The sequence below is a fragment of the Aeromonas sp. S41-2 genome (genome assembly GCF_027705845.1).
GTDB lineage: Bacteria > Pseudomonadota > Gammaproteobacteria > Enterobacterales > Aeromonadaceae > Aeromonas > Aeromonas hydrophila.
Map to the genome: position 1 here is coordinate 52,263 of NZ_JAPDCG010000002.1, position 19,721 is coordinate 71,983.

Below are 19,721 nucleotides of genomic sequence, written 5' to 3' on the forward strand. Positions count from 1 at the left end.
GCGGCGGGAGCACAGCCCGCACAAGCTGGCTCAGATTATCAGACCGGACTCAGGGCGCTGGCGCTGTTTTGCTCCAGGCTGGCGAGGGCTGTGCGCAGCCGGGCCAGGCCGATGGGCTTGTAGAGGCACTCATCCATGCCGGCGGCCAGGCAGCGCTCCCGCTCGCGCGCTGTGGCATGGGCGGTAAAGCCCCAGATTGGCAGAGTGTGGCCGCGGGCGCGCAGGCGGCGGGTCAGCTCGAAGCCATCCATCAGCGGCATCTGGCAGTCGGTGATGATGAGAGAGAAGTCCTGATTCTGGATGGCCCGCAGCGCCTCGGCGCCGTTGCCCCGCACGCTCACCTCGTGGCCCAGGTGCTTGAGCTGCTGGCGCAGCAGCACCTGGTTGGCGTGGTTGTCGTCCACCACCAGCACCCGCAGCCGGCCGGCGGCGGCAGGGGGTGAGGGGCGCTTGGGTGAGGGCACCATGGCCGATTCGGCATCGAGCGGCGCAGGCAATGGCTCACACGCTGGCTTTGGCTCGAGCTCCGGCGCCAGCGGGGTGAGCGGCAGCCGGATCCTGAGCTCGGTGCCGGCGCCAAGCTCGCTGCTGACCGCTATCTTGCCCCCCATCAGCTGGCACAGCATGCGGGCGATGTTGAGGCCAAGGCCGGTGCCGGCGAACTGGTAGGGGTCGTGGGCGCGGTAGAAGGGGTTGAACAGCCCGGGCAGCTTGTCGGGGGCGATGCCCACTCCGCTGTCGCGGATAAGCAGGTGCAACCGGGGTTGCTCCGCGCTCCCCGCGAGGCTGGCCTGCAGGCTCACTTCCCCCCGCTCGGTAAACTTGATGGCGTTGCCGAGCAGGTTGAAGACGATCTGGCGCAGGCGTGGCCCGTCGATCAGCACCCGCGGCAGGGGATCCAGCTCTACCCGGTAGCTGAGCCCCTTCTGCTCGGCCATGCCCGCAAAGGCGCGGGCCACCGATTGCAGCAGCGGCGCCAGCTCGCACGGCTCGGGGGCCAGGGTCAGCTGGCCCGACTCGATGCTGGAGATGTCCAGCACGTCGCCGATGAGATCCAGCAGGCCGTTGGCGGATTCGGAGGCGATGCGCAGCTGCTCGCCGGTGTAGGGGGCGAGGGCGGGATCCTGGCTCGCCAGCTCCAGCATGCCGAGGATGGCATTCATGGGAGTGCGGATCTCGTGGCTCATGGTGGCCAGAAAGTCGCTCTTGGCGCGGCTGGCGCGGTCGGCCTGCTCCTTGGCGCGGCGCAGGGCCTCCTCCATGGTCTTGCGCTCGGTGATGTCGATCCAGCCGTTGATCACCCCGCTGATGGCGCCGCGGTAGTCAAAGTAGGGCACCATCCAGTGGTAGACGAACTGGCGCGGGCCGCGCTGGCTGAAGATGCGATCCGACAGTATGGGGCTGCCGCTTTGCAGCACCTGCTGAAAATCCTGCTCCAGGGTGGTGATGGCCTCGGCACCCAGCAGCCCCTTGAGCCCCTCGGCAAACGAGGTACCGAGCACCCGCTCGATGGGGGCGTTGAGGATGGCCAGGTACTTGCTGTTGCAGAGGATCACCTTGCCGCCCTTGTCGCGCACGACGATGGGGTGGGGCAGGCTCTCGCCGAGCGCCTCGATGAAGCGCACGTGCTCCTCCAGCTGGCGGCGGGAGGCCTGCTCCGAGCGGGCCAGCCGGTTGAGCATGCGGTTGCGATAGAGCAGCAGCAGGGCGATGGCGAACAGGCCGGCCAGCAGCAGGTAGAAGTAGGGGGCGTTGCGCTCCATGAAGGTGGGCGCCGGCAGTTTGCGGTTGCGCCACTGGTAGCTCATGGTGGCCAGCTCGTTGGGAGCGATGGAGAGGATGGTCTTGTCGATGACATCCATCAGCATCTGGTTGCCGGGCAGGCTGGCAAAGCCCATCCGGATGGGCTGGTTGTCGGCGGGGCCGGCGATGCGGATCTGGCTGAGCCGGCCGCACTCCACTGCATGCTGGGCAAAATAGAGCGGCACGATGGCGGCATCGAGCCGGCCGTCGTCGACCGCCGCCATCGCCTCGTCGGCGCTCTCCAGATAGCTCACCCGGCTGTTGTCGAGCCGCCGGGCGATAGGGTTGTAGTGGGTGCTGCCGACCCGCTTGCCGGCAAGCTGCGCCAGATCGCCGCTCAAGGCATCCCCCTTGCGGGCCACCAGTACATAGATGTCGTCGGTGGCATAGGGCAGGGAGGGGCGCAGCCGGTAGCTCTCGGCCACCGGGCGGGAGATGGCGCCGATGAGATCCAGCTCGCCCCTGAGCAGGGCCTCGTTGCGCGCCAGCTCCGAGCCATAACTGACGAACTCGAAGCGCAGGCCGGAGCGCCGGCTGATCTTCTCCAGCATCTCCACCGACATGCCGGTGAGCTGGTTGTCGTAGTCGCGCACCCCGTAGGGGTAGAGATCGTCCATCAACCACACCCTGACCGGGCCGGCCGTCGCCAGCCAGGCGCGCTCCTCTGCGCTGTAGAGCTCGCTGGGGCGCTCGACGATGTCGCGGATGGGGCCGTTCCACTGGCTGAAGATGAGGCTGTGGGTAATGTCGCTCACCCCCGCCAGGGCGTGATTGAGCAGCGCCAGCAGCCGGGGGCTGTCGGACGAAACCGCAAAGCGAAAGCCGTCTGCCGCGATGGCGGGTTGCGCCTAGCTGCGCTGCCGGATCTTGTCGAAGCGCTCGCTGTTGAGGTAGTGCAGGGAGTGGGGGTCGCTTAGCAGCAGCGGCTCGCGACCGAAGAAGACCGCATCGAAGGCCGCCACGTTGGAGGGGTAGTTGACCAGCACCAGGTCCGGGTAGTAGCGCTTGAAGGCGGCCTCGTCCACATACCCCTGCACGGTGGCGACCCGCTGGCCCGGCAGCAGCAGCGGGCCCTGTTCGGCGGCGAGCGCCGAGAAGACGGGGGCACTGCTGAAATAGCGCTGGCTGAGGGCAATGCCCGTCTGGTCGGGGCCGCTCAGGCTGAGGTTGCCGAGATTGACGAGGTCAAGCTCCCCCGCCCGCAGCGCCGCCAGTGCGCTGCGCTTGTCGTCGAACACCCGCAGCTCGACCGGCTTTTGCAGGGTCTTGGCGACGATGTCGAGATAGTCGGCGGAGATCCCCTCGAAGTGCTCGTCCGGCCCGGTCATGGCGAACGGGCGGTAGTCGTGGCGTAGCACACCAACGCGCAGCAGCTGGTGCCGGGCCAGCCACTGCTGTTCGGCCGCCTGCGTGGGGGCCGGGCTGCTCTGCAGATAGTGACGGCTGTGCAGGGTGAGCGCCTGGGCGCAGAGGGGAAACAGCAGGCAGAGCAGCAGCAGGGGTCGAATAAGGTTCATTGCCGGCTTGTGCCCCCTCCCGCTGGTCAGATGGTGATCGAAAGCGGCGATTCTACCGAAGAGCGGCGGACAATGAACCTCTATTCAGCAGTTTGTCAGTGCCGGCGCCATAAAAAATGGCGGGAAGCGACCCGCCATCTTGCGCTGCCAGGGCTCAACCGAAGCGGTAAGAGCCCATGTAGAGGCTGCCGCCATCCCAGCTGTCGTGCAGCTTGACGGGCTTGTTCTGGCCGGCGGCGCCGAGTGCCACGAACAGCGGGCGCAGATGATCGTCGTGGGGGTGGGATTCCACCGCCCCCGGCGCCCGCGCCCGGTAATCTTCCAGCGCGGTCCGATCGCCCTCGCTCATGGTCAGCTCCAGCCAGTTGACGAAGCTGCGGGCCCAGCCCGGCACTGGCGAGTTTTCCGGCCCCAGGGCCCGCAGGTTGTGGGTGATGGCGCCGGAGGCCAGGATGCCGATCCCCTGGGCGCGCAGCTGTTGCAGTGCCTCCCCCAGTTGCCACAGCTGGCGCGGGGTGAAGCTGGCCGGGATGGAGAGCTGCACCAGTGGGACGCTGCTGGCGGGATCCATCAGCGAGAGCGGTGACCAGACCCCGTGATCCAGCTCGCGGCGCACCGGCTCGGCGGGCAGCCCCGCCAGCAGCAGCTGATCGCTCACCGCCTCCTGCAGCCAGAGCGGGCTGCTGGCCGGCCAGCGGATGTGGTAGAGCGGCTCGGGGAAGCCGTAGAAGTCGTACATCAAGGCCGGGTTGGGCTCGACGTTGATCTGCAGCTCGCTGCGGGTAAACCAGTGGGCCGAGATGACCACCAGCCCCTTGAGATCGCCAAGGCGCAGATTTTTGAGGAAATGGGTCGCCGGCTGGTCGCGCAGAACCAGATCCGGGGCGCCATGGGAGATGAACCAGACGGGGGCGATAGACATGACAGACTCCATATGCGTTGAATTGGTGCGCGGCGCACCGAAAACTGTGGGTCAGGGCGACATGCCACTGACGATATGGTCATTATCTGCCCCGACAATGAAGTTAACAATCTAGCTTGATGAATAAGCACTGTTCACTATTGGTTGATAGTTATGGGGGGGAGGGCGGGCGGTTTTACTCATGACAAGGCCAGCGCAGTGGCCGGCCTTGGGGGATCAAACAGGCGACAGGCCTGCCATCAACAACTTACTGAATACCCAGCAGTTCGACATCGAAGATCAGCACGGGCGCTGGGTGGGATCTGACCGGTTTACTGAATACCCAGCAGTTCCACGTCGAAGATCAATACAGATCCCGGCGGGATCTTGCCGGCGGCGCGATCGCCGTAGGCCAGGTTGGCGGGGATGTAGAAGCGGGTCTTCTCCCCTTCCACCATCAGCTGCACCCCTTCGGTCCAGCCGGCGATCACCTGATTGAGGCCAAACTCGATGGGCTCGCCGCGGGCGACCGAGCTGTCGAAGACGGTGCCGTCCAGCAGCTTGCCCTCGTAGTGCACCTTCACCTTGCTGGTGGCGGTGGGGTGAACGGTGCCGGTGCCCGGGGTCAGCACTTCATACTGCAGACCGGAGGCGGTGGTGGTCACCAGGGGTTTCTCCTTGTTGGCGGCGAGGAACTCGGCGCCCTTGCGCACGTTTTCCACGGCCTGCTTCTTGTTGTTGCTGCTCGAGTAGAAGTAGTAGGCGACGCCGGCAACCAGCAGCGCGATCAAAACGAATTTCATCGGGTATCCCTATGTCGTGAAATGCCGAGAGGGCAGTGAGAGCGGCATCTTATCCCAGCCGGGGGGCGAGGGCGAGCCGGCGGGCGGCAAGATGTGACTGGACGGGCAAAGCCTGAACCAGAGCCGGGGGACGCAGCGCCCCCCGGTTCAGTGTCGTTACTTGGCGGCCACCATCATCAGGGCGGGCAGGGCGAAGAAGAGGCCTGCCACGTAACCGAGCGCCAGCAGCTTGTTTTCGCTGCCGACCCGGGCCAGCCCCTCGGCCGCCTTGACCGGCAGTTCGCGCAGGAAGGGCACCCCGTAGATGAGCACCACGGCGAACAGGTTGAACAGCACGTGCACCAGGGCGATGGTCAGCGCCAGCTTGGCACCGGCGCCGCTGATGGCGGTGGCGGCCAGCAGGGCGGTGATGGTGGTGCCGATGTTGGCGCCCAGGGTGAAGGGGTAGAGCTGACGGGTGCTGAACACGCCGCCGCCGGCCAGCGGGATCATCAGGCTGGTGGTGGTGGAAGAGGACTGCACCATCACGGTGACCAGGGTGCCGGAGGCGATGCCGGTCAGCGGGCCGCGGCCCAGCGCCCGGTGCAGCAGATCCCTGGCACGGCCCACCAGTACCCGCTGCAGCACCTTGCCGAGCCAGGTGACGCAGCCGAGGATCAGCAGGATGCCGATACAGATGGTGGCGATGGCGGGCCCTTTGCCCGGCAGGAAGGCCACCAGGCCGTCGATGAAGGTGAGGGCCGGGGAGAGCAGCGGCTTCATGAAGTCCATCCCCTGCATCGACATGTCGGCGGAGCCCGCCAGCAGGTCGGCCAGCGCCTCGGCGCTCTTTTGCAGCAGGCCGAACATCAGTTCCAGCGGCAGGAAGATGAACACCGCCAGCAGGTTGAAGAAGTCGTGCACGGTGGCGGCGGCAAAGGCGCGGCGAAATTCGCCCCGATCCCGGATATGGCCGAGGGAGACGATGGTGTTGGTGATGGTGGTGCCAAGGTTGGCGCCCATCACCATGGGGATGGCCATGCCGATGGGCAGGCCGCCGGCCACCAGGCCGACGATGACCGAGGTCACCGTGCTGGAGGATTGCACCAGGGCGGTGGCCAGGATGCCGAGCAGCAGGGCGACGAAGGGGTTGTTGGCGAAGGCGAAGATCTGGGCCGCGCCCTCGGCGCCCCCGGAGAAGCCCTTGAAGCCGTGGGAGACGGCGCCGACGGCAACCAGGATCAGGTAGATCAGCGTGATGACAGCGAGCCAGTTGAACAGTGGGCCGGTACGACGGGTCTGCTGTTGTGCGAAAGATGGGGTGCTGTGCATGAAGCCTCTTGGGACAGTCTGCGTGAAAATGGACGGGCGCATTAGACCAAGGCTCCATGACAGAAATATGACAAAGTGACACTTTTGTGATGCTTTGATGACATGGACGGCGGGGCTCATTGGACAGGAGGTGTCGGAGCTGGCCGGGATCCCGGCCGGTTTGGCTACAGATCCCCCGCGCGGCTTGCAGCCGGGAGTCAGGGCGCTATGCTGCCCCCTTTCCTTCCCTCAACGAGAGTGATGTTGCTATGCGTGCATGGGTGCTGTGTCTGTCCCTGGGTCTGTTGTCTGCCGGTGCGCAGGCGAGCGTGTTCAAATCCGAGTGCAACCTCGACAAGGCGGTGAAGAACGAGGCGCTCAACGCGACCCTGGGGGTCAAGGGCAACTGCGATACCGACAAGCTGGTGCGCCAGCAGAAAGAGAAGGCCAAGGCCGAGGTGAAGAAGCACACCACGGACGTGCTGGACCAGAAAACTGCCGGCCTCAAAGAGGGCAAGAGCCAGCTGCAGGGGACTCAGCAGAAGGTCAATCAGGCCGGTCAGCAGCTCAAGCAGACCCAGCAGGATGTGAAGGCGGTGGCCAAGGATCCGCTCAAGGCGGCCGCCACCGCGGTGATCAATCAGGGCTGATCAGCCTGCCCGCTCTGGGTGGGGCCGCGAGCGCGGCGTGCACAGCAAGAAGGGGAGCCATGGCTCCCCTTCTGCATTTGTGCGAGTCACCGCCACCCTTACTGGGTGTCGGCCGCCTCTTCGTACTGACGGAAGGGGATGCGGAACACCGCGAGGCGCAGGAACAGGTAGGTGACGCCGAGGCCAGCCCAGATCAGGCCCAGCTCCAGCGAGCTCTGCTCCAGGTTGATCCAGAGCGCGCCTATGGTGGCGGCGCCCAGCAGCGGCAGCACCAGGAACAGCAGGTGCTCCTTGAGGCTCTTGTTGCGCTTCTCGCGCACCCAGAACTGGCCGATGACCGACAGGTTGACGAAGGTGAAGGCCACCAGGGCACCGAAGTTCACCAGCGCCAGCGCCATGTCCAGATCGAACGACACCGCGGAGAGCGCCAGGGCGCCCACCATCAGCACGTTGATGGCCGGGGTGCGGAATTTCGGGTGGATGTAGCCGAACACCCGCTCCGGGATCATCCGATCGCGCCCCATCACGTAGAGAATGCGCGACACGCCGGCGTGGGCGGCCATGCCGGAGGCCAGCACCGCGACCGTGGTGCACACCAGCACCACGCTCTGGAACAGGGTACCGCCGACGTAGAGGGCGATCTCCGGCAGCACGGCGTCCGGCTCCTTGAAGCGGGCCAGATCCGGGAAGTAGAGCTGCAGGAAGTAGGAGACGGCCACGAAGATGATGCCGCCGATCAGCGCGGTCAGTACGATGGCGCGCGGGATCACCTTGCCGGCGTTGGGGGTCTCTTCGGAGAGCGAGCTCAAGCCGTCAAAGCCCAGGAACGAGAAGCAGAGGATGGTGGCGCCGGTAAACAGCGGTACCATGCCGGCCGACTCGAAGTGGAACGGCCGGCTGCTCAGCAGGGTCGCCGCTCCTTCACCGTGATAGATGCCCCAGCCCATCAGGCCGAGGAAGACGGTGATGATGGCGAGCTGGATGAAGACGATGACGCCGTTGAAGTTGGCCACCAGGTTGATGCCGCGCAGGTTGAGGAAGGTCATCACGGTCACCAGACCGAAGATGAAGATCCAGGGCTCGACGCCGGGGAACATGGCGGTCAGGTAGATCTTGGCCAGCAGGATGTTGATCATCGGCATGAACATGTAGTCGAGCAGGGAGGACCAGCCGACCATGAAACCGATGTAGGGGTTGAACACCTTCTGGGCATAGGTATAAGCCGAGCCCGCCGAGGGGAAGCGGCGCACCAGATGGCCGTAGCTGAAGGCGGTCAGCAGGATGCCGCCGAGCGCCAGCAGATAGGCGGTGGCGACGCGGCCTTCGGTAATGTCACCGACGATGGCAAAGGTATCGAATACCGCCATGGGTGTGAGGTAAGCCAGACCCATCACCACTACCTGGAAGAGGGTGAGCGTCTTGAGCAGCTTGGCACCGGCCATCACGCTTTCTCCTCTGCGATCGCCAGGTCGGCGAAGGGGGACGGGATCAGGGACGCAGCGCGTCGCTGGACACAGGGGACGCCGGTCTGCGGCACAGACGGGTGGCGTACGCCGGCGGGCACCGGCAGGAAAGCAGTGAAATGCCCCATGTTTTTCCTCACAACGTCGGGAGATTGCCTGGCAATCTCGATATCAATTCCGGTACAAAGTCCGGCCTCTTGGTGAATGTGGTTTTCCCCTAAAAAACGAAGAACCGATGCTGCAAAAAACATCGGCTCTCAGGGGCGGCGTATTGTGCCCTCAGGGGGGGGAGGACACAAGCAAAAAAGCCCCGGTCGGGGGATTTTGTTGACCTGGGTCAGGTCGGGCTGTGGCTCCGGGCTGGCAGCCAGTGTTGACGGGGGCTGCAGCGACGCAGGTCACGCGCGAAAAAGGCTGTTGCGCAGGGCTGACAGGGGTAAAAAAAAGCGCCCGCAGAGGGCGGGCGCAGTGAACGCAAAGAAGGCTCAGGAGGCGTCGGTTTCGGGCCGGCGCAGCTGGACCCGGAACACGGTGAGCCGCAGCAGCAGATAGAGGGCGCCGAGTGCGGCCCAAATCAGCCCCAGTTCGAAGGAGGCCGGCTCCAGGTTGAGCCAGAGCACGCCGATGCAGGCGGCCCCGCACAGGGGCAGCAGCAGGAACACCAGATGGTCCCGCAGCGTCTTGTTGTGACCGAGCTTGACGTAGAAGTGGGCGATCACCGCCAGGTTGACGAAGGTGAAGGCCACCAGGGCACCGAAGTTGATCAGCGCCAGCGCCATCTCCAGGTCGAACGACACCGCCGAGAGGGCCAGTACCCCCACCAGCAGCACGTTCAGGGCCGGGGTCTGCCAGGTCGGGTGAACGTAGGCGAAGAAGCGGCTCGGCAGGGCGCGATCCCGCCCCATCACGTAGAGCAGGCGCGACACGCCGGCGTGGGAGGCGAGCCCGGAGGCCAGCACCGCCACCGTGGTGCAGACCAGTACCACCGCCTGGAACAGCTTGCCGCCCACATAGAGGGCGATCTCCGGCAGCACCGCATCCGGTTGCTGGAAGCGGGAGATGTCCGGGAAGAACAGCTGCAGGAAGTAGGAGACGGAGATGAACAGCACGCCGCCGATCAGCGCCGTCAGCACGATGGCGCGGGGGATCACGCGAGAGGCGTCCGGGGTCTCTTCGCTCAATGTGGTGATGGCGTCAAAGCCGAGGAACGACAGGCAGAGAATGGAGGCGCCGGTCAGCAGAGGGGCCACATTCATGTGCTCGGAGAAGAAAGGACGGCTGCTCGCCACCGTGCCGAGCCCCTCGCCATGGTAGACACCCCAGGCGATGAGACCGATGAAGACGGCGATGATGCTGAACTGCATGATGACGATCAGGCTGTTGAAGTTGGCCACCAGCTTGATGCCGCGCAGGTTGAGCAGGGTCATGACGGTGGCCAGACCGAGAATGTAGGTCCAGGGTTCCACGCTCGGGAACAGGGCCTCCATGTAGATCTTGGCCAGCAACATGTTGATCATCGGCATGAACATGTAGTCGAGCAGGGAGACCCAGCCCACCATGAAACCCACGTAAGGGTGAAACACCTTCTGGGCATAGGTATAGGCGGAGCCTGCCGAAGGAAACTTGCGTACCAGGTGGCCGTAGCTCATGGCGGTGAACAGCATGCCGATGAGGGCGAACAGGTAGGCGGTGGGCACATGGCCTTCGGTGATCTCGGTGACGATGCCGAAGGTGTCGAACACTGCCATGGGGGTCAGGTAAGCCAGCCCCATGATGACCACGTGCCACAGTTTGAGGCTTTTTTTCAGGCCGACGGGTTGGGCATTCATTGTGCTTTCCCCTCAATCCGGGCCGAAGGGATCAGGCTGACGGTATCAACCTGGGCATAGGGGGCGCCAGAGACGCGGCGCAGACCGGCGTGGGCCGGCAGGAAAGCAGTGAAATACCCCATGGTGTTCCTCACTAGAGAAGCGGGTGTCGTGAGATGGCAACCCATCTCGCTATCATTTCCGGTCGGTTCCGGCCTCGTTGTGGATTTGTTTGCCGCAAAAAAAGAACCTGACTCAGCAAGTGGTCGGTCCTTTGTTGCGGCGGCGCATTGTGCATTCGTGTTGCCCCCTTGACAAGCATATCAAGGGGGCAAAAACGCATTTTTTTGCACTGATGAGCGGATGTTACGGTTCTGATCAGCCCTGGGCTGCCAGCAGGGCCTGCTCGAGCAGATCCAGCCCCTCGTCGACGAGGGCCGGCGAGGCCGTCAGCGGCGCCAGGAAGCGGATGACGTTGGCGCGCACGCCGCAGGCCAGCAGCACCAGTCCACGCTTGCCCGCCTCGGCCACCAATCGCTTGGTGAGGTCGGCATCCGGTCTGGCCGCATCGCGCTGCTTGACCAGCTCCATGGCTACCATGGCGCCGGGGCCGCGGATGTCGCCGATGCAGTCAAAGCGCTCCGCCAGCTGCTGCAGGCGGGCCTTGATCTGCTCGCCTTGAGCCTGGGCCCGTTGGTTGAGCTGCTCCTCTTCGATCACCTCCAGCACCGCCAGGGCGGCGGCGCAGGCGATGGGGGAGCCGGCATAGGTGCCGCCCAGACCACCCGGCTTGGCGGCGTTCATCACCTCCGCCTTGCCCACCACGGCGGAGAGCGGGAAGCCGCCGGCCAGGCTCTTGGCCAGGGTCATGATGTCCGGCTCGATGCCGGCATATTCGGTGGCGAAGGTCTTGCCGGTGCGACAGAAACCGCTCTGGATCTCGTCACAGATGAGCAGGATGCCGTGCTGATCGCACAGCTGGCGCAGGCGCTGCATGAAGCTGGCGGAGGCGGGGTAGAAGCCCCCTTCACCCTGCACCGGCTCGATGATGATGGCGGCGACCCGGGTTGGCTCGATATCCGAGCTGAAGCAGAGATCCAGCGCGGCCAGTGCATCGGCCTCGCTCACCCCCAGGTAGTCGCTCGGGAAGGGCAGGTGATAGACCTCTCCCGGGAAGGGGCCGAAGCCGGTCTTGTAGGGCACCACCTTGCCGGTGAGCGCCATCCCCATCATGGTGCGGCCGTGAAAGCCCCCCTTGAAGGCGATGGTGCCACTGCGGCCGGTGTGGGCGCGGGCGATCTTGATGGCGTTCTCCACCGCCTCGGCACCGGTGGAGAGAAACAGGGTACGCTTCGGGGTGGGGCCGGGCACCAGGGCATTCAATTTTTCCGCCAGCTCGATATAGCCGGGGTAGGGGGTGACCTGGAAGCAGGTGTGGCTGAATTTTTCCAGCTGCGCGCGTACCGCCGCCACCACTTTCGGGTGGTTGTGACCGGTGTTGAGCACGGCGATGCCGGAAGCAAAGTCGATGTAGCGGTTGCCCTCCACATCCCACAGCTCGGCATTTTGCGCCCGCTCGATAAACACCGGCAGCAGGGTGCCGACGCCGTTGACCACGGCCGCTTCGCGGCGCGCTTGCCACGCCTTGTTTGATGCTGACTGACTCATCTTTCCTCCCTGAGGGGCCGGGGGCCCCTGTCTCAATGTGGCGAGGCCCCCTTGGGAGCACTCACTTCGTCCTTGTTAATTGATATGGCTGCGCCGGCGGGTGGCGGGCCCCTGTTGCAGGCCCGGCCGTCGGCGCACGATGTGACTGCCTAGCGGATGCCGCCGAAGCAGAGGTATTTGGTCTCGAGGTACTCCTCCAGCCCCTCGGCCGCCCCTTCACGACCCAGACCCGACTCCTTGATGCCGCCAAAGGGGGCCAATTCGGTCGAGATGATCCCCTCGTTGATGCCGACCATGCCGTATTCGAGCTGCTCGGCCACCCGCCAGACGCGGGCGATGTCGCGGCCATAGAAGTAGGCGGCCAGACCATAGGGGGTGTCGTTGGCCAGGGCGATGGCCTCGGCTTCGGTGTCAAAGCGCACCAGCGGCGCCACCGGGCCGAAGATCTCCTCCTGCAGGATGGGGTTGGCTTTATCCACCTTGCCCAGAATGGTGGGCTGGTAGAAGAGCGGGCCGGCGGGGTGGGCTTCGCCCCCCAGCAGCAGCTCGGCGCCGGCGGTGGTGGCCTGTTTGACCAGCTCGGCCACCTTGCTGGCGGCGGCCGGGTTGATGAGCGGGCCTATCTGGGTGCCCTCGCTCATGCCGTCGCCCACCTTGAAGGCCTTGACCGCGGCGGTGAGCTTCTCGGCGAAGGCGTCGTAGATGCCGGCCTGCACCAGGATGCGGTTGGCGCAGACGCAGGTCTGGCCGGCGTTGCGGTATTTGGAGGCGAGCGCGCCGGCGATGGCGGCGTCGAGGTCGGCGTCGTCAAACACGATAAAGGGTGCGTTGCCGCCAAGCTCCAGCGACAGCTTCTTCATGGTGTCGGCGCACTGGCGCATCAACAGCTTGCCGATGCGGGTGGAGCCGGTGAAGGAGAGTTTACGCACCGTCTTGTTGTTGCACAGCTCGTTGCCCACCGTCGCGGCCTGATGGCTGGTGACGATGTTGATGACCCCGGCCGGGATGCCAGCCTGCTCCGCCAGTGCCGCCAGCGCCAGGGCGCACAGCGGCGTCTCGGCGGCCGGCTTGATGACGATGGTGCAACCGGCGGCCAGCGCCGGGCCGGCCTTGCGGGTGATCATGGCGATGGGGAAGTTCCAGGGGGTGATGGCGGCGACCACCCCGACCGGCTGCTTGATGGTGGCCAGCCGGCGATCGCTGGAGAAGCCCGGAATGGTGCGGCCGTAGGCGCGTTTGCCCTCTTCCGCGAACCACTGGATGAAGCTGGCGCCATAGGCCACTTCCCCCTTGGCCTCGGCCAGCGGCTTGCCCTGCTCGCAGGTCATGATGCGGGCCAGCTCCTCCTGGTTGGCCATGATGAGCTCGAACCAGGCGTAGAGCCGGTTGCTGCGCTCCTTGGCGGTGAGCGCGGCCCAGCCGGGCTGGGCCGCGTGGGCGGCGGCGATGGCGCGGCGGGTGTCGCCCTCGTCCATGTCGGGCACCTGGGTAATGACCTGACCGGTGGCCGGGTTGTGCACCTCGAACCGGCGTCCGCCGCCGGCTTCACACCAGCGGCCATCTATATAGGCAAGGGATTTGATCAGGGAGAGTGCGGGTTGTGATGCTGACATAGATAGCAAGCCTCGATTGTGGGTCAGGGGGCCGGCTCATCCTGTGCCGCCACCGTATAGAATAATAAGCACAGGAAGACCATAAATTGAGCTGAAATGTTTTTCAAGTGTTAAATATATTTGAGTAAACTGTGTCTCGCGTGCTAGAAATGGAGCTGTTGGAGCGATTTTACCGGTTTTTGCGGTGCAGGGTGTGCAAAATAATGAACGTCATGTGCTGTGCAGGATAACAAACAGGCCGGTCAGGTTGACTCGCTATTTTAACCGGGTGCCCAGCTGGCACCTGACAGGCACACAGGGAGGTGGCCGAATGCAGCAATCACAGGGCGAGACGCGCTGGCAGTCCATGACCGACAATCCCATGACGGGCAAAGGGGTGGCGCAGAGCATGGGTGAGCGTCTGGCGGCGACCCGGCGGCGGCTTGGGCTCTCCCAGCGGCGGGTCGCCGAGCTGAGCGGGCTGACCCATGGCGCCATCTGCATGATAGAGCAGGACAAGGTGAGCCCCTCGGTGGCCTCTTTGCAAAAGCTGCTCAGTGTCTATGAACTGCCGCTGTCGCGTTTTTTCGCGGAAGAGGAGGGCGGTACGCCGAGCGTGGTGATCAAGGCCGAGCAGCTGATCGAGCTGGGCAGCCAGGGGGTCTCCATGAAGCTGGTACACAACGGCAACAACCGCCGCCAGCTCGGCTTCATGCTGGAGACCTACGCCCCCGGTACCGACACCGGCGGCCAGGTCACGCATCTGGGGGAGGAGGTGGGCACCGTGCTGGAGGGATCGGTGATCTTGACGGTGGCGGGCCAGGCCTATCCGCTCAGCGCCGGGGACAGCTACGTGATCGACACGGGCGAGCCCCACAGTTTCAGCAATCCGTCGGGGCAGGTGTGTCGCATCGTCAGCGCTCACACCCCGGCCAACTTCTAGTGCCGAGACATCGTCTCGTTTGGGAAAAGAACCGGTAAGGAAACAGGGATCATGACCGAACATGTAAACAGTTACTACGCAGCCAGTGCCAATAAACACGCGCCCTATCCGACACTGACCGAACAGCTGGAGTGCGACGTCTGCGTCATCGGGGCGGGTTATACCGGCCTCTCCAGCGCGCTGCACCTGGTGGAAAAGGGCTATTCGGTGGTGGTGCTGGAGGCGGCCCGGGTGGGTTTTGGCGCCAGCGGTCGCAACGGCGGCCAGATCGTCAACTCCTACAGCCGTGACATCGACACCATAGAAGCGAACTGCCCGCCGGATCAGGCCAGGCTGCTCGGTTCCATGCTGTTTGAGGGGAGCCAGATCATCCGCGAGCGGATCAAGCGCTACAACATCCAGTGCGATCTGCAGGAGGGTGGGGTGTTCGCCGCCGAGACCGAGAAGCAGCTGCACGAGCTCAAGGCGCAGCAGGCGCGCTGGGAGAAGTGGGGCAACGACAAGCTGGAGCTGCTCGATGCCGACGGCGTGCGCGAGGTGGTGGCGAGCGATCGCTACGTCGGTGCCCTGCTCGACAAGAGCGGCGGCCACATCCACCCCCTCAACCTGGCGTTGGGGGAGGCAGAGGCCATCCGCTTGCAGGGGGGCAAGATCTTTGAGCAGTCCGCCGTCATCAGCATCACCCCGGGCACGCCTGCGCTGGTCAAGACCGCCAAGGGGGCGGTGAAGGCGCGCTTCGTGGTGGTGGCCGGCAACGCCTATCTTGGCAATCTGGTGCCTGAGCTCGCCGGCAAAAGCATGCCCTGCGGCACCCAGGTGATCGCCACCGAGGTGCTGGGGGAGGAGCGGGCTCGCTCGCTGTTGCCGCAAAACTACTGCCTGGAAGATTGCAACTACCTGCTCGACTACTACCGAACCTCCGGCGATCACCGGCTGATCTATGGCGGTGGCGTGGTCTATGGGGCGCGGGATCCGGCGGACATCGAGCGGCTGATCATCCCCAAGATGCTGAAAACCTTCCCCCAGCTGGCGGACGTCAAGGTGGAGTACACCTGGACCGGCAACTTCCTGCTCACCCTGTCGCGGCTGCCGCAGTTTGGCCGCATCGGCTCCAACATCTACTACATGCAGGGCTACAGCGGCCATGGCGTCACCTGTACCCATCTGACGGGCAAGCTGCTCTCCGAGGTGTTGAGCGGTCAGGCGGAGCGCTTCGATGCGTTTGCCAAACTGCCGCACTACCCCTTCCCGGGTGGCCGCCTGTTCCGGATCCCCTTCACCGCCGCCGGCGCCGCTTGGTATACCTTGCGCGACCGGCTGGGGGTGTGAGTCAGCGTGCGCCGAGTCTGATCTCCATGAAAAAAGAAACACCGCCAGCTGGCGGTGTTCTTCTTTATATGGGCTCTTATTGAGCCAGGGATTTCAGTTGCTGCTTGTCCGGCGGGTTGTTCCAGTCGATGGGGCCGTGGGTGAAGCGGTATTGCAGGCGGGGCAGGCTGGTTTCCAGCCACTCTTCGCGAAAATAGGCGTAGCCCTGATCCCAGTCCGGGTCGTTGGCCCAGCCGGTTTGCAGGAAGTAGAGCCGGGTGCCCTGGCCTTCCGGCACGAATCGCAGGCTGACCTGGGTCTTCTGCAGGCGTATGTGGGGCAGGGAGGGCGGAAAATTCCAGCTGAAGCTGAGCAGGTCGTGGGGCATGACGGCCATCACCCGGCAACCTTCGCTGCCACGTTCACCCAGCGGGGCATCGGGTCTGAAATAGATTTCGAAGGGACCATTCGGTTCGGGCACCATCAGGCACTCCGGCGCCAGAAAACTGCGCAGGCCACTCTCGGTTGTCCAGGCGCGCCAGACATCGTCGATATGGGCCGGAACAAAGATGTTGCCTTCTATCTGCTTGTTATCCATAAATCAGCGAGCCTCAAACCATCCATACATGGGACTCAGGCAGTATAGTCCCATGGCTCATGAAATGGACAGAGGTGTGTCACACCCCTGCCATCGCCGAGAGACTATTATGCCCGTGCGATTTGACATGGTGCCTGTGTTCCATTGAGAGTGGGATCAGGCAGTCACAATGACAAGGGCGCTTTGATGATCAGAGTCATGCAAGAGACGGATATTCCCCAGCTGGCGCAGCTGTTTCTCAAAGGGCGGCGGCAGACTTTTCACTGGGTCGATCCCGCTCATTTTCGGCTGGAAGATTTTGACGAGCAGACCCGGGGCGAGCAGATCTGGGTAGCCGAGCAGGGGGGAGCGCCTTGCGGGTTTGTCTCCATCTGGGGAGATGAAAGCTTCGTTCACCACCTGTATGTCTCGGCCGACTGGCATGGGCAGGGGGTGGGGCGGGCCCTGCTGAGTCACGGGTTGGCCTCTTTTCAAAAGCCCGCCTCGCTCAAGGTGGCGACCCACAACACGGCGGCGCTGGCCTTTTATCATCGATTGGGATGGCAGAATACGGCAGAAACAGGCCACTGCGAGATCACCGGCCCCTGGCGGCAGTTGATCCTGGAATAGGGCACCAGCGCCCTGCGACTGATCAGATCATGGTTGTAGAGCTGCATTGCCGGCAGTAACGAGCGGATGCTGCCGGTAATATATAGTGTCAATCGTCTACCTTGAGTCTCATGTGGGTGAGTCAGGTTTTAACAACCGTGGCCAATTGTAAAAATAGCGGTCGCAACTGTGATGGAAAATATAACGGGGCACATCTGCGCTATTTGCCATACCCGGTATGGGGAATTGCATGGCAAAAGATGAGCTGGTGTGACGTAATGGGGAATGGCTGAATAAAGTCAGCGGTATATTCAGCCGCTCTTTTTTGTTAAGAAAGTGACAGCGGCTATAAAATCATTATGTTGTCATCAAACAGCCGTGCTATTCTCAAGCTGTGTTATCCCTGTGACAAACAAAAATAATTCTGTGAGGAAGTAATGAACGAGTTTCTGAAAGTTCTGCTGAACATTCGCAGCCTGCGCGCTGCCATCCGTGAATTGCCGTTTGAACAGCTGCAAGAAGCAAAAGAAAAGTTCGAGCTGGTATATAACGAGCGTGCCGAGTCTGTTGAACAAGAGCGTGCCGAACAGGAAGAGCGTCAGCGCAAGCTGAGCGAGTTCACTGAAATGCTGCAGCAGGCCGGTATCGACCCCCGTGAGCTGCTGAACAGCGCCGCCGCCCCGGCTGCCGCTGCTGGTGCGACCAAGAGCAAGCGCGCCCCGCGTCCTGCCAAGTACAAGTACCAGGAAGATGGCCAGGAGAAAACCTGGACCGGTCAGGGCCGCATGCCGAAAGCCATTGCCGAACAAGTGGCACTGGGCAAGGATCTGAATGATTTCCTGATCTGATCCACGGGATCAGTCATGAATGATGCCGCCCATGAGGCGGCATTATTATTTGTGCTCACCAAAAATATCTTCTGTCAATTCCCCAACTCCCCTGATACGACCTTGTTGTGTCGCATTCAGACCGGCACTTTGCACGTCAATTGGTCGCCCCATGATGGAACGATTAATTGCAGATGGTCGTACCGATGGCTTCCTGTGCCCGCTTTTGCTGTCATCGTGATCATCGGAATGTCAGCCATATCTGGACTCATATAGCCCGTCAGGTATTAGCTGGCTGACGATGTGGCAATGGGAAACGCATTAAGTCAGTCGCAAGGCGTGCCTCTTTTTTGCTCCGCAATCCGCCGGGTTTTACGGCGTGGTTATCCACCCTGACTGGGGGAACCGCTTGTCTGCGGCGTGCAGTGGGTAATACCTGAGCCAACATATTATTAATTCCAGCCGGATCCAAATGTCAGCGTACTTTGCATGGAAAAAGAGTGAGCTGGTCATTTAATCGGTAGACCCGAGCAGTCGACAGGGCAGGAATATCGGCAAAATAATAAGGCTCCCGTTGTGGGAGCCTTATTGCTGATGGTCGTTCAACTGGCCAGCTGGGCATGCCAGCGGGCGGTGTCCGGTTGTGCCCGACCAGGGTGCAGGCGCCGTGTCTCGACGGCCTCTGCCAGCATGGCGAGCAGGGTCTGGGTATCGTCCCAGCACAGACAAGCATCGGTGACCGACTGGCCATATACCAGCTCGGTCAGCGGCGCCGGTTTCTGGCTGCCCCCCTGCAGGAAGCTCTCGACCATGACGGCGGCGATGGCATCGCTGCCTTCCCCCAGCTGGCGGCAGAGCTCTCCTGCCACCCGGATCTGGTTCTTGTGCAGTTTCTGGCTGTTGCCGTGGCTGCAATCCACCATCAGCCGGGGCGTGAGCCCCTGCCGTGCCAGTCGCTCGGCCGCCTCTTCCACGTCGCCCTGGTGATAATTGGGGCGGGTGCCGCCGCGCAAGATGATGTGGCCGGCCGGGTTGCCCTCACTCTTGATCACCACCATGCCGCCCTGGCTGCCGGGGGCGGTAAACAGGTGAGAGGCTTCACTGGCCTGGATGGCATCGATGGCCACCCGGATGTTGCCATCGGTACCGTTCTTGAAACCGATGGGACAGGGCAGGGCAGAGGCCAGCTGCCGGTGCACCTGTGACTCCGTGGTCCGGGCGCCGATCGCCCCCCAGCTGATGAGATCGGCCAGGTAGAGGAAGCTGGTGGTATCGAGAAACTCGGTGGCGGTGGCCAGCCCCAGCTGGTTGATGTCGAGCAGCAGCTGGCGTGCCAGCTGCAGGCCATGACCTATGTCGTTGCTGCCGTCCAGATGGGGATCGAACACCAGCCCCTTCCAGCCCACCGTGGTGCGGGGCTTCTCGAAATAGGTGCGCATCACGATCTGCAGCCGATCCCGATAGTCGTGGGCCAGCACTGCCAGCCGCCGGGCGTAATCGAGGGCGGCGAGGGGATCGTGAATGGAGCAGGGACCGATGACCACCAGCAGGCGATCGTCATCCCCGCTCAGGATCTGGCGAACCTGCTGACGGTGCTGATCGATCCCGGTTGCCAGGTCGGCTGGACAGGGGTGAAGTGCCAACAGGTCGGCAGGAGTGGGGAGAGCCTCCACCGCGAAGGCGCGCATTACCGAGTTCAAGACTGCCATCTGGATTACCTTGCTGTGCAAATGGAGTGAATGACGTGCACTCCACACCGGGACCCGGACGAGAGAGCTGCAATGGGGCGTCATCACCTGTTATTGTTGAGAGTGATTATCATTATCTTGTTGTCGGCCGCAAATGCAAGCACAACCGAGCGGCATACCAGAATGGGGGGAGAACAGGCGGGTGGCATCGCACCAATGGCAATCAAGCCCATGGCCGGTAGACCATGAGCTTGTTATTTCAGGGGAAAATCAG

At 63.4% G+C, this 19,721-nt stretch carries 16 protein-coding genes and 1 pseudogene; 5 read left to right on the top strand and 12 right to left on the bottom strand.

Features of this window, described 5'->3' with window-relative positions; genetic code table 11:
• Positions 1-38: 38 nt before the first annotated feature.
• From OKC44_RS04795 to OKC44_RS04810, 4 genes and pseudogenes are all read right to left on the bottom strand, one after another.
• Positions 39-3,320 (bottom strand): annotated as a pseudogene (locus OKC44_RS04795) (response regulator).
• A 154-nt stretch (positions 3,321-3,474) separates the two neighbouring features.
• Entirely contained in the window at positions 3,475-4,242 is a 768-nt protein-coding gene (locus tag OKC44_RS04800; RefSeq protein WP_266140924.1) for a DODA-type extradiol aromatic ring-opening family dioxygenase, read from the bottom strand.
• A gap of 311 nt (positions 4,243-4,553) precedes the next feature.
• Positions 4,554-5,024 carry an FKBP-type peptidyl-prolyl cis-trans isomerase gene (locus OKC44_RS04805; protein ID WP_016351483.1) on the bottom strand — a complete coding sequence of 157 codons (471 nt, stop codon included), beginning with the start codon at positions 5,022-5,024 and terminating at the stop codon, positions 4,554-4,556.
• A gap of 156 nt (positions 5,025-5,180) precedes the next feature.
• Complete coding sequence (locus OKC44_RS04810) at positions 5,181-6,335, bottom strand: sodium:phosphate symporter (RefSeq protein ID WP_041218483.1); 1,155 nt, start codon at positions 6,333-6,335, stop codon at positions 5,181-5,183.
• Between the two features lie 248 nt (positions 6,336-6,583).
• Here OKC44_RS04810 and OKC44_RS04815 point away from each other — a divergent pair, with 248 nt between their 5' ends.
• Positions 6,584-6,964, top strand: a complete 381-nt coding sequence (locus OKC44_RS04815) for a hypothetical protein (protein WP_043121510.1) — start codon at positions 6,584-6,586, stop codon at positions 6,962-6,964.
• A 98-nt stretch (positions 6,965-7,062) separates the two neighbouring features.
• Here OKC44_RS04815 and OKC44_RS04820 read toward each other — a convergent pair whose 3' ends face one another.
• The 6 genes from OKC44_RS04820 to OKC44_RS04845 form a co-directional block, all read right to left on the bottom strand.
• Positions 7,063-8,406 (bottom strand): APC family permease, encoded by a 1,344-nt coding sequence (locus OKC44_RS04820; protein WP_011706802.1) that lies wholly within the window; start codon positions 8,404-8,406, stop codon positions 7,063-7,065.
• On the bottom strand, positions 8,406-8,555 hold the full coding sequence (locus OKC44_RS04825) for a hypothetical protein (protein WP_162837661.1): 150 nt from the start codon (positions 8,553-8,555) through the stop codon (positions 8,406-8,408). Before OKC44_RS04825 ends, OKC44_RS04820 begins: the two co-directional genes overlap by 1 nt.
• A gap of 357 nt (positions 8,556-8,912) precedes the next feature.
• Complete coding sequence (locus OKC44_RS04830; protein WP_011706801.1) at positions 8,913-10,256, bottom strand: APC family permease; 1,344 nt, start codon at positions 10,254-10,256, stop codon at positions 8,913-8,915.
• A complete protein-coding gene (locus OKC44_RS04835) occupies positions 10,253-10,378 on the bottom strand; it encodes a hypothetical protein (protein ID WP_254902341.1) in 126 nt (41 codons plus the stop codon). The genes OKC44_RS04830 and OKC44_RS04835 overlap by 4 nt, the downstream gene beginning before the upstream one ends.
• Before the next feature lie 235 nt (positions 10,379-10,613).
• Positions 10,614-11,903, bottom strand: coding sequence for a 4-aminobutyrate--2-oxoglutarate transaminase (gene gabT / locus OKC44_RS04840; RefSeq protein WP_266140922.1), 1,290 nt, complete (start codon positions 11,901-11,903; stop codon positions 10,614-10,616).
• 149 nt (positions 11,904-12,052) lie between these two features.
• Positions 12,053-13,516, bottom strand: coding sequence for an NAD-dependent succinate-semialdehyde dehydrogenase (locus OKC44_RS04845; protein WP_197918488.1), 1,464 nt, complete (start codon positions 13,514-13,516; stop codon positions 12,053-12,055).
• 310 nt (positions 13,517-13,826) lie between these two features.
• On the opposite strand from OKC44_RS04845, the gene puuR reads away from it, so the two are divergent.
• Entirely contained in the window at positions 13,827-14,438 is a 612-nt protein-coding gene (puuR, locus tag OKC44_RS04850) for an HTH-type transcriptional regulator PuuR (protein WP_076360156.1), read from the top strand.
• A gap of 51 nt (positions 14,439-14,489) precedes the next feature.
• A complete protein-coding gene (locus tag OKC44_RS04855) occupies positions 14,490-15,767 on the top strand; it encodes an NAD(P)/FAD-dependent oxidoreductase (protein ID WP_266140921.1) in 1,278 nt (425 codons plus the stop codon).
• Between the two features lie 76 nt (positions 15,768-15,843).
• Here OKC44_RS04855 and OKC44_RS04860 read toward each other — a convergent pair whose 3' ends face one another.
• On the bottom strand, positions 15,844-16,344 hold the full coding sequence (locus OKC44_RS04860; protein ID WP_011706794.1) for an SRPBCC family protein: 501 nt from the start codon (positions 16,342-16,344) through the stop codon (positions 15,844-15,846).
• A 186-nt stretch (positions 16,345-16,530) separates the two neighbouring features.
• Here OKC44_RS04860 and OKC44_RS04865 point away from each other — a divergent pair, with 186 nt between their 5' ends.
• Both OKC44_RS04865 and OKC44_RS04870 read left to right on the top strand, forming a co-directional pair.
• A complete protein-coding gene (locus OKC44_RS04865; protein WP_266140920.1) occupies positions 16,531-16,953 on the top strand; it encodes a GNAT family N-acetyltransferase in 423 nt (140 codons plus the stop codon).
• A gap of 416 nt (positions 16,954-17,369) precedes the next feature.
• Positions 17,370-17,780, top strand: a complete 411-nt coding sequence (locus OKC44_RS04870; protein ID WP_017410727.1) for an H-NS family histone-like protein — start codon at positions 17,370-17,372, stop codon at positions 17,778-17,780.
• Between the two features lie 581 nt (positions 17,781-18,361).
• Here OKC44_RS04870 and OKC44_RS04875 read toward each other — a convergent pair.
• A complete protein-coding gene (locus tag OKC44_RS04875) occupies positions 18,362-19,468 on the bottom strand; it encodes a 3-deoxy-7-phosphoheptulonate synthase (protein WP_266140919.1) in 1,107 nt (368 codons plus the stop codon).
• Positions 19,469-19,721: the final 253 nt, after the last annotated feature.

Excerpts from the sequence above, each read along its gene's own strand:
- OKC44_RS04825 (WP_162837661.1), bottom strand. The coding sequence starts at position 8,555 with ATGGGGCATTTCACTGCTTTCCTGCCGGTGCCCGCCGGCGTACGCCAC.
- puuR (WP_076360156.1), top strand. The coding sequence starts at position 13,827 with ATGCAGCAATCACAGGGCGAGACGCGCTGGCAGTCCATGACCGACAAT.
- OKC44_RS04875 (WP_266140919.1), bottom strand. The coding sequence starts at position 19,468 with ATGGCAGTCTTGAACTCGGTAATGCGCGCCTTCGCGGTGGAGGCTCTC.
- OKC44_RS04815 (WP_043121510.1), top strand. The coding sequence starts at position 6,584 with ATGCGTGCATGGGTGCTGTGTCTGTCCCTGGGTCTGTTGTCTGCCGGT.
- OKC44_RS04810 (WP_041218483.1), bottom strand. The coding sequence starts at position 6,335 with ATGCACAGCACCCCATCTTTCGCACAACAGCAGACCCGTCGTACCGGC.
- gabT (WP_266140922.1), bottom strand. The coding sequence starts at position 11,903 with ATGAGTCAGTCAGCATCAAACAAGGCGTGGCAAGCGCGCCGCGAAGCG.
- OKC44_RS04860 (WP_011706794.1), bottom strand. The coding sequence starts at position 16,344 with ATGGATAACAAGCAGATAGAAGGCAACATCTTTGTTCCGGCCCATATC.
- OKC44_RS04865 (WP_266140920.1), top strand. The coding sequence starts at position 16,531 with ATGATCAGAGTCATGCAAGAGACGGATATTCCCCAGCTGGCGCAGCTG.
- OKC44_RS04845 (WP_197918488.1), bottom strand. The coding sequence starts at position 13,516 with ATGTCAGCATCACAACCCGCACTCTCCCTGATCAAATCCCTTGCCTAT.
- OKC44_RS04805 (WP_016351483.1), bottom strand. The coding sequence starts at position 5,024 with ATGAAATTCGTTTTGATCGCGCTGCTGGTTGCCGGCGTCGCCTACTAC.
- OKC44_RS04855 (WP_266140921.1), top strand. The coding sequence starts at position 14,490 with ATGACCGAACATGTAAACAGTTACTACGCAGCCAGTGCCAATAAACAC.
- OKC44_RS04870 (WP_017410727.1), top strand. The coding sequence starts at position 17,370 with ATGAACGAGTTTCTGAAAGTTCTGCTGAACATTCGCAGCCTGCGCGCT.
- OKC44_RS04830 (WP_011706801.1), bottom strand. The coding sequence starts at position 10,256 with ATGAATGCCCAACCCGTCGGCCTGAAAAAAAGCCTCAAACTGTGGCAC.
- OKC44_RS04820 (WP_011706802.1), bottom strand. The coding sequence starts at position 8,406 with ATGGCCGGTGCCAAGCTGCTCAAGACGCTCACCCTCTTCCAGGTAGTG.
- OKC44_RS04835 (WP_254902341.1), bottom strand. The coding sequence starts at position 10,378 with ATGGGGTATTTCACTGCTTTCCTGCCGGCCCACGCCGGTCTGCGCCGC.
- OKC44_RS04800 (WP_266140924.1), bottom strand. The coding sequence starts at position 4,242 with ATGTCTATCGCCCCCGTCTGGTTCATCTCCCATGGCGCCCCGGATCTG.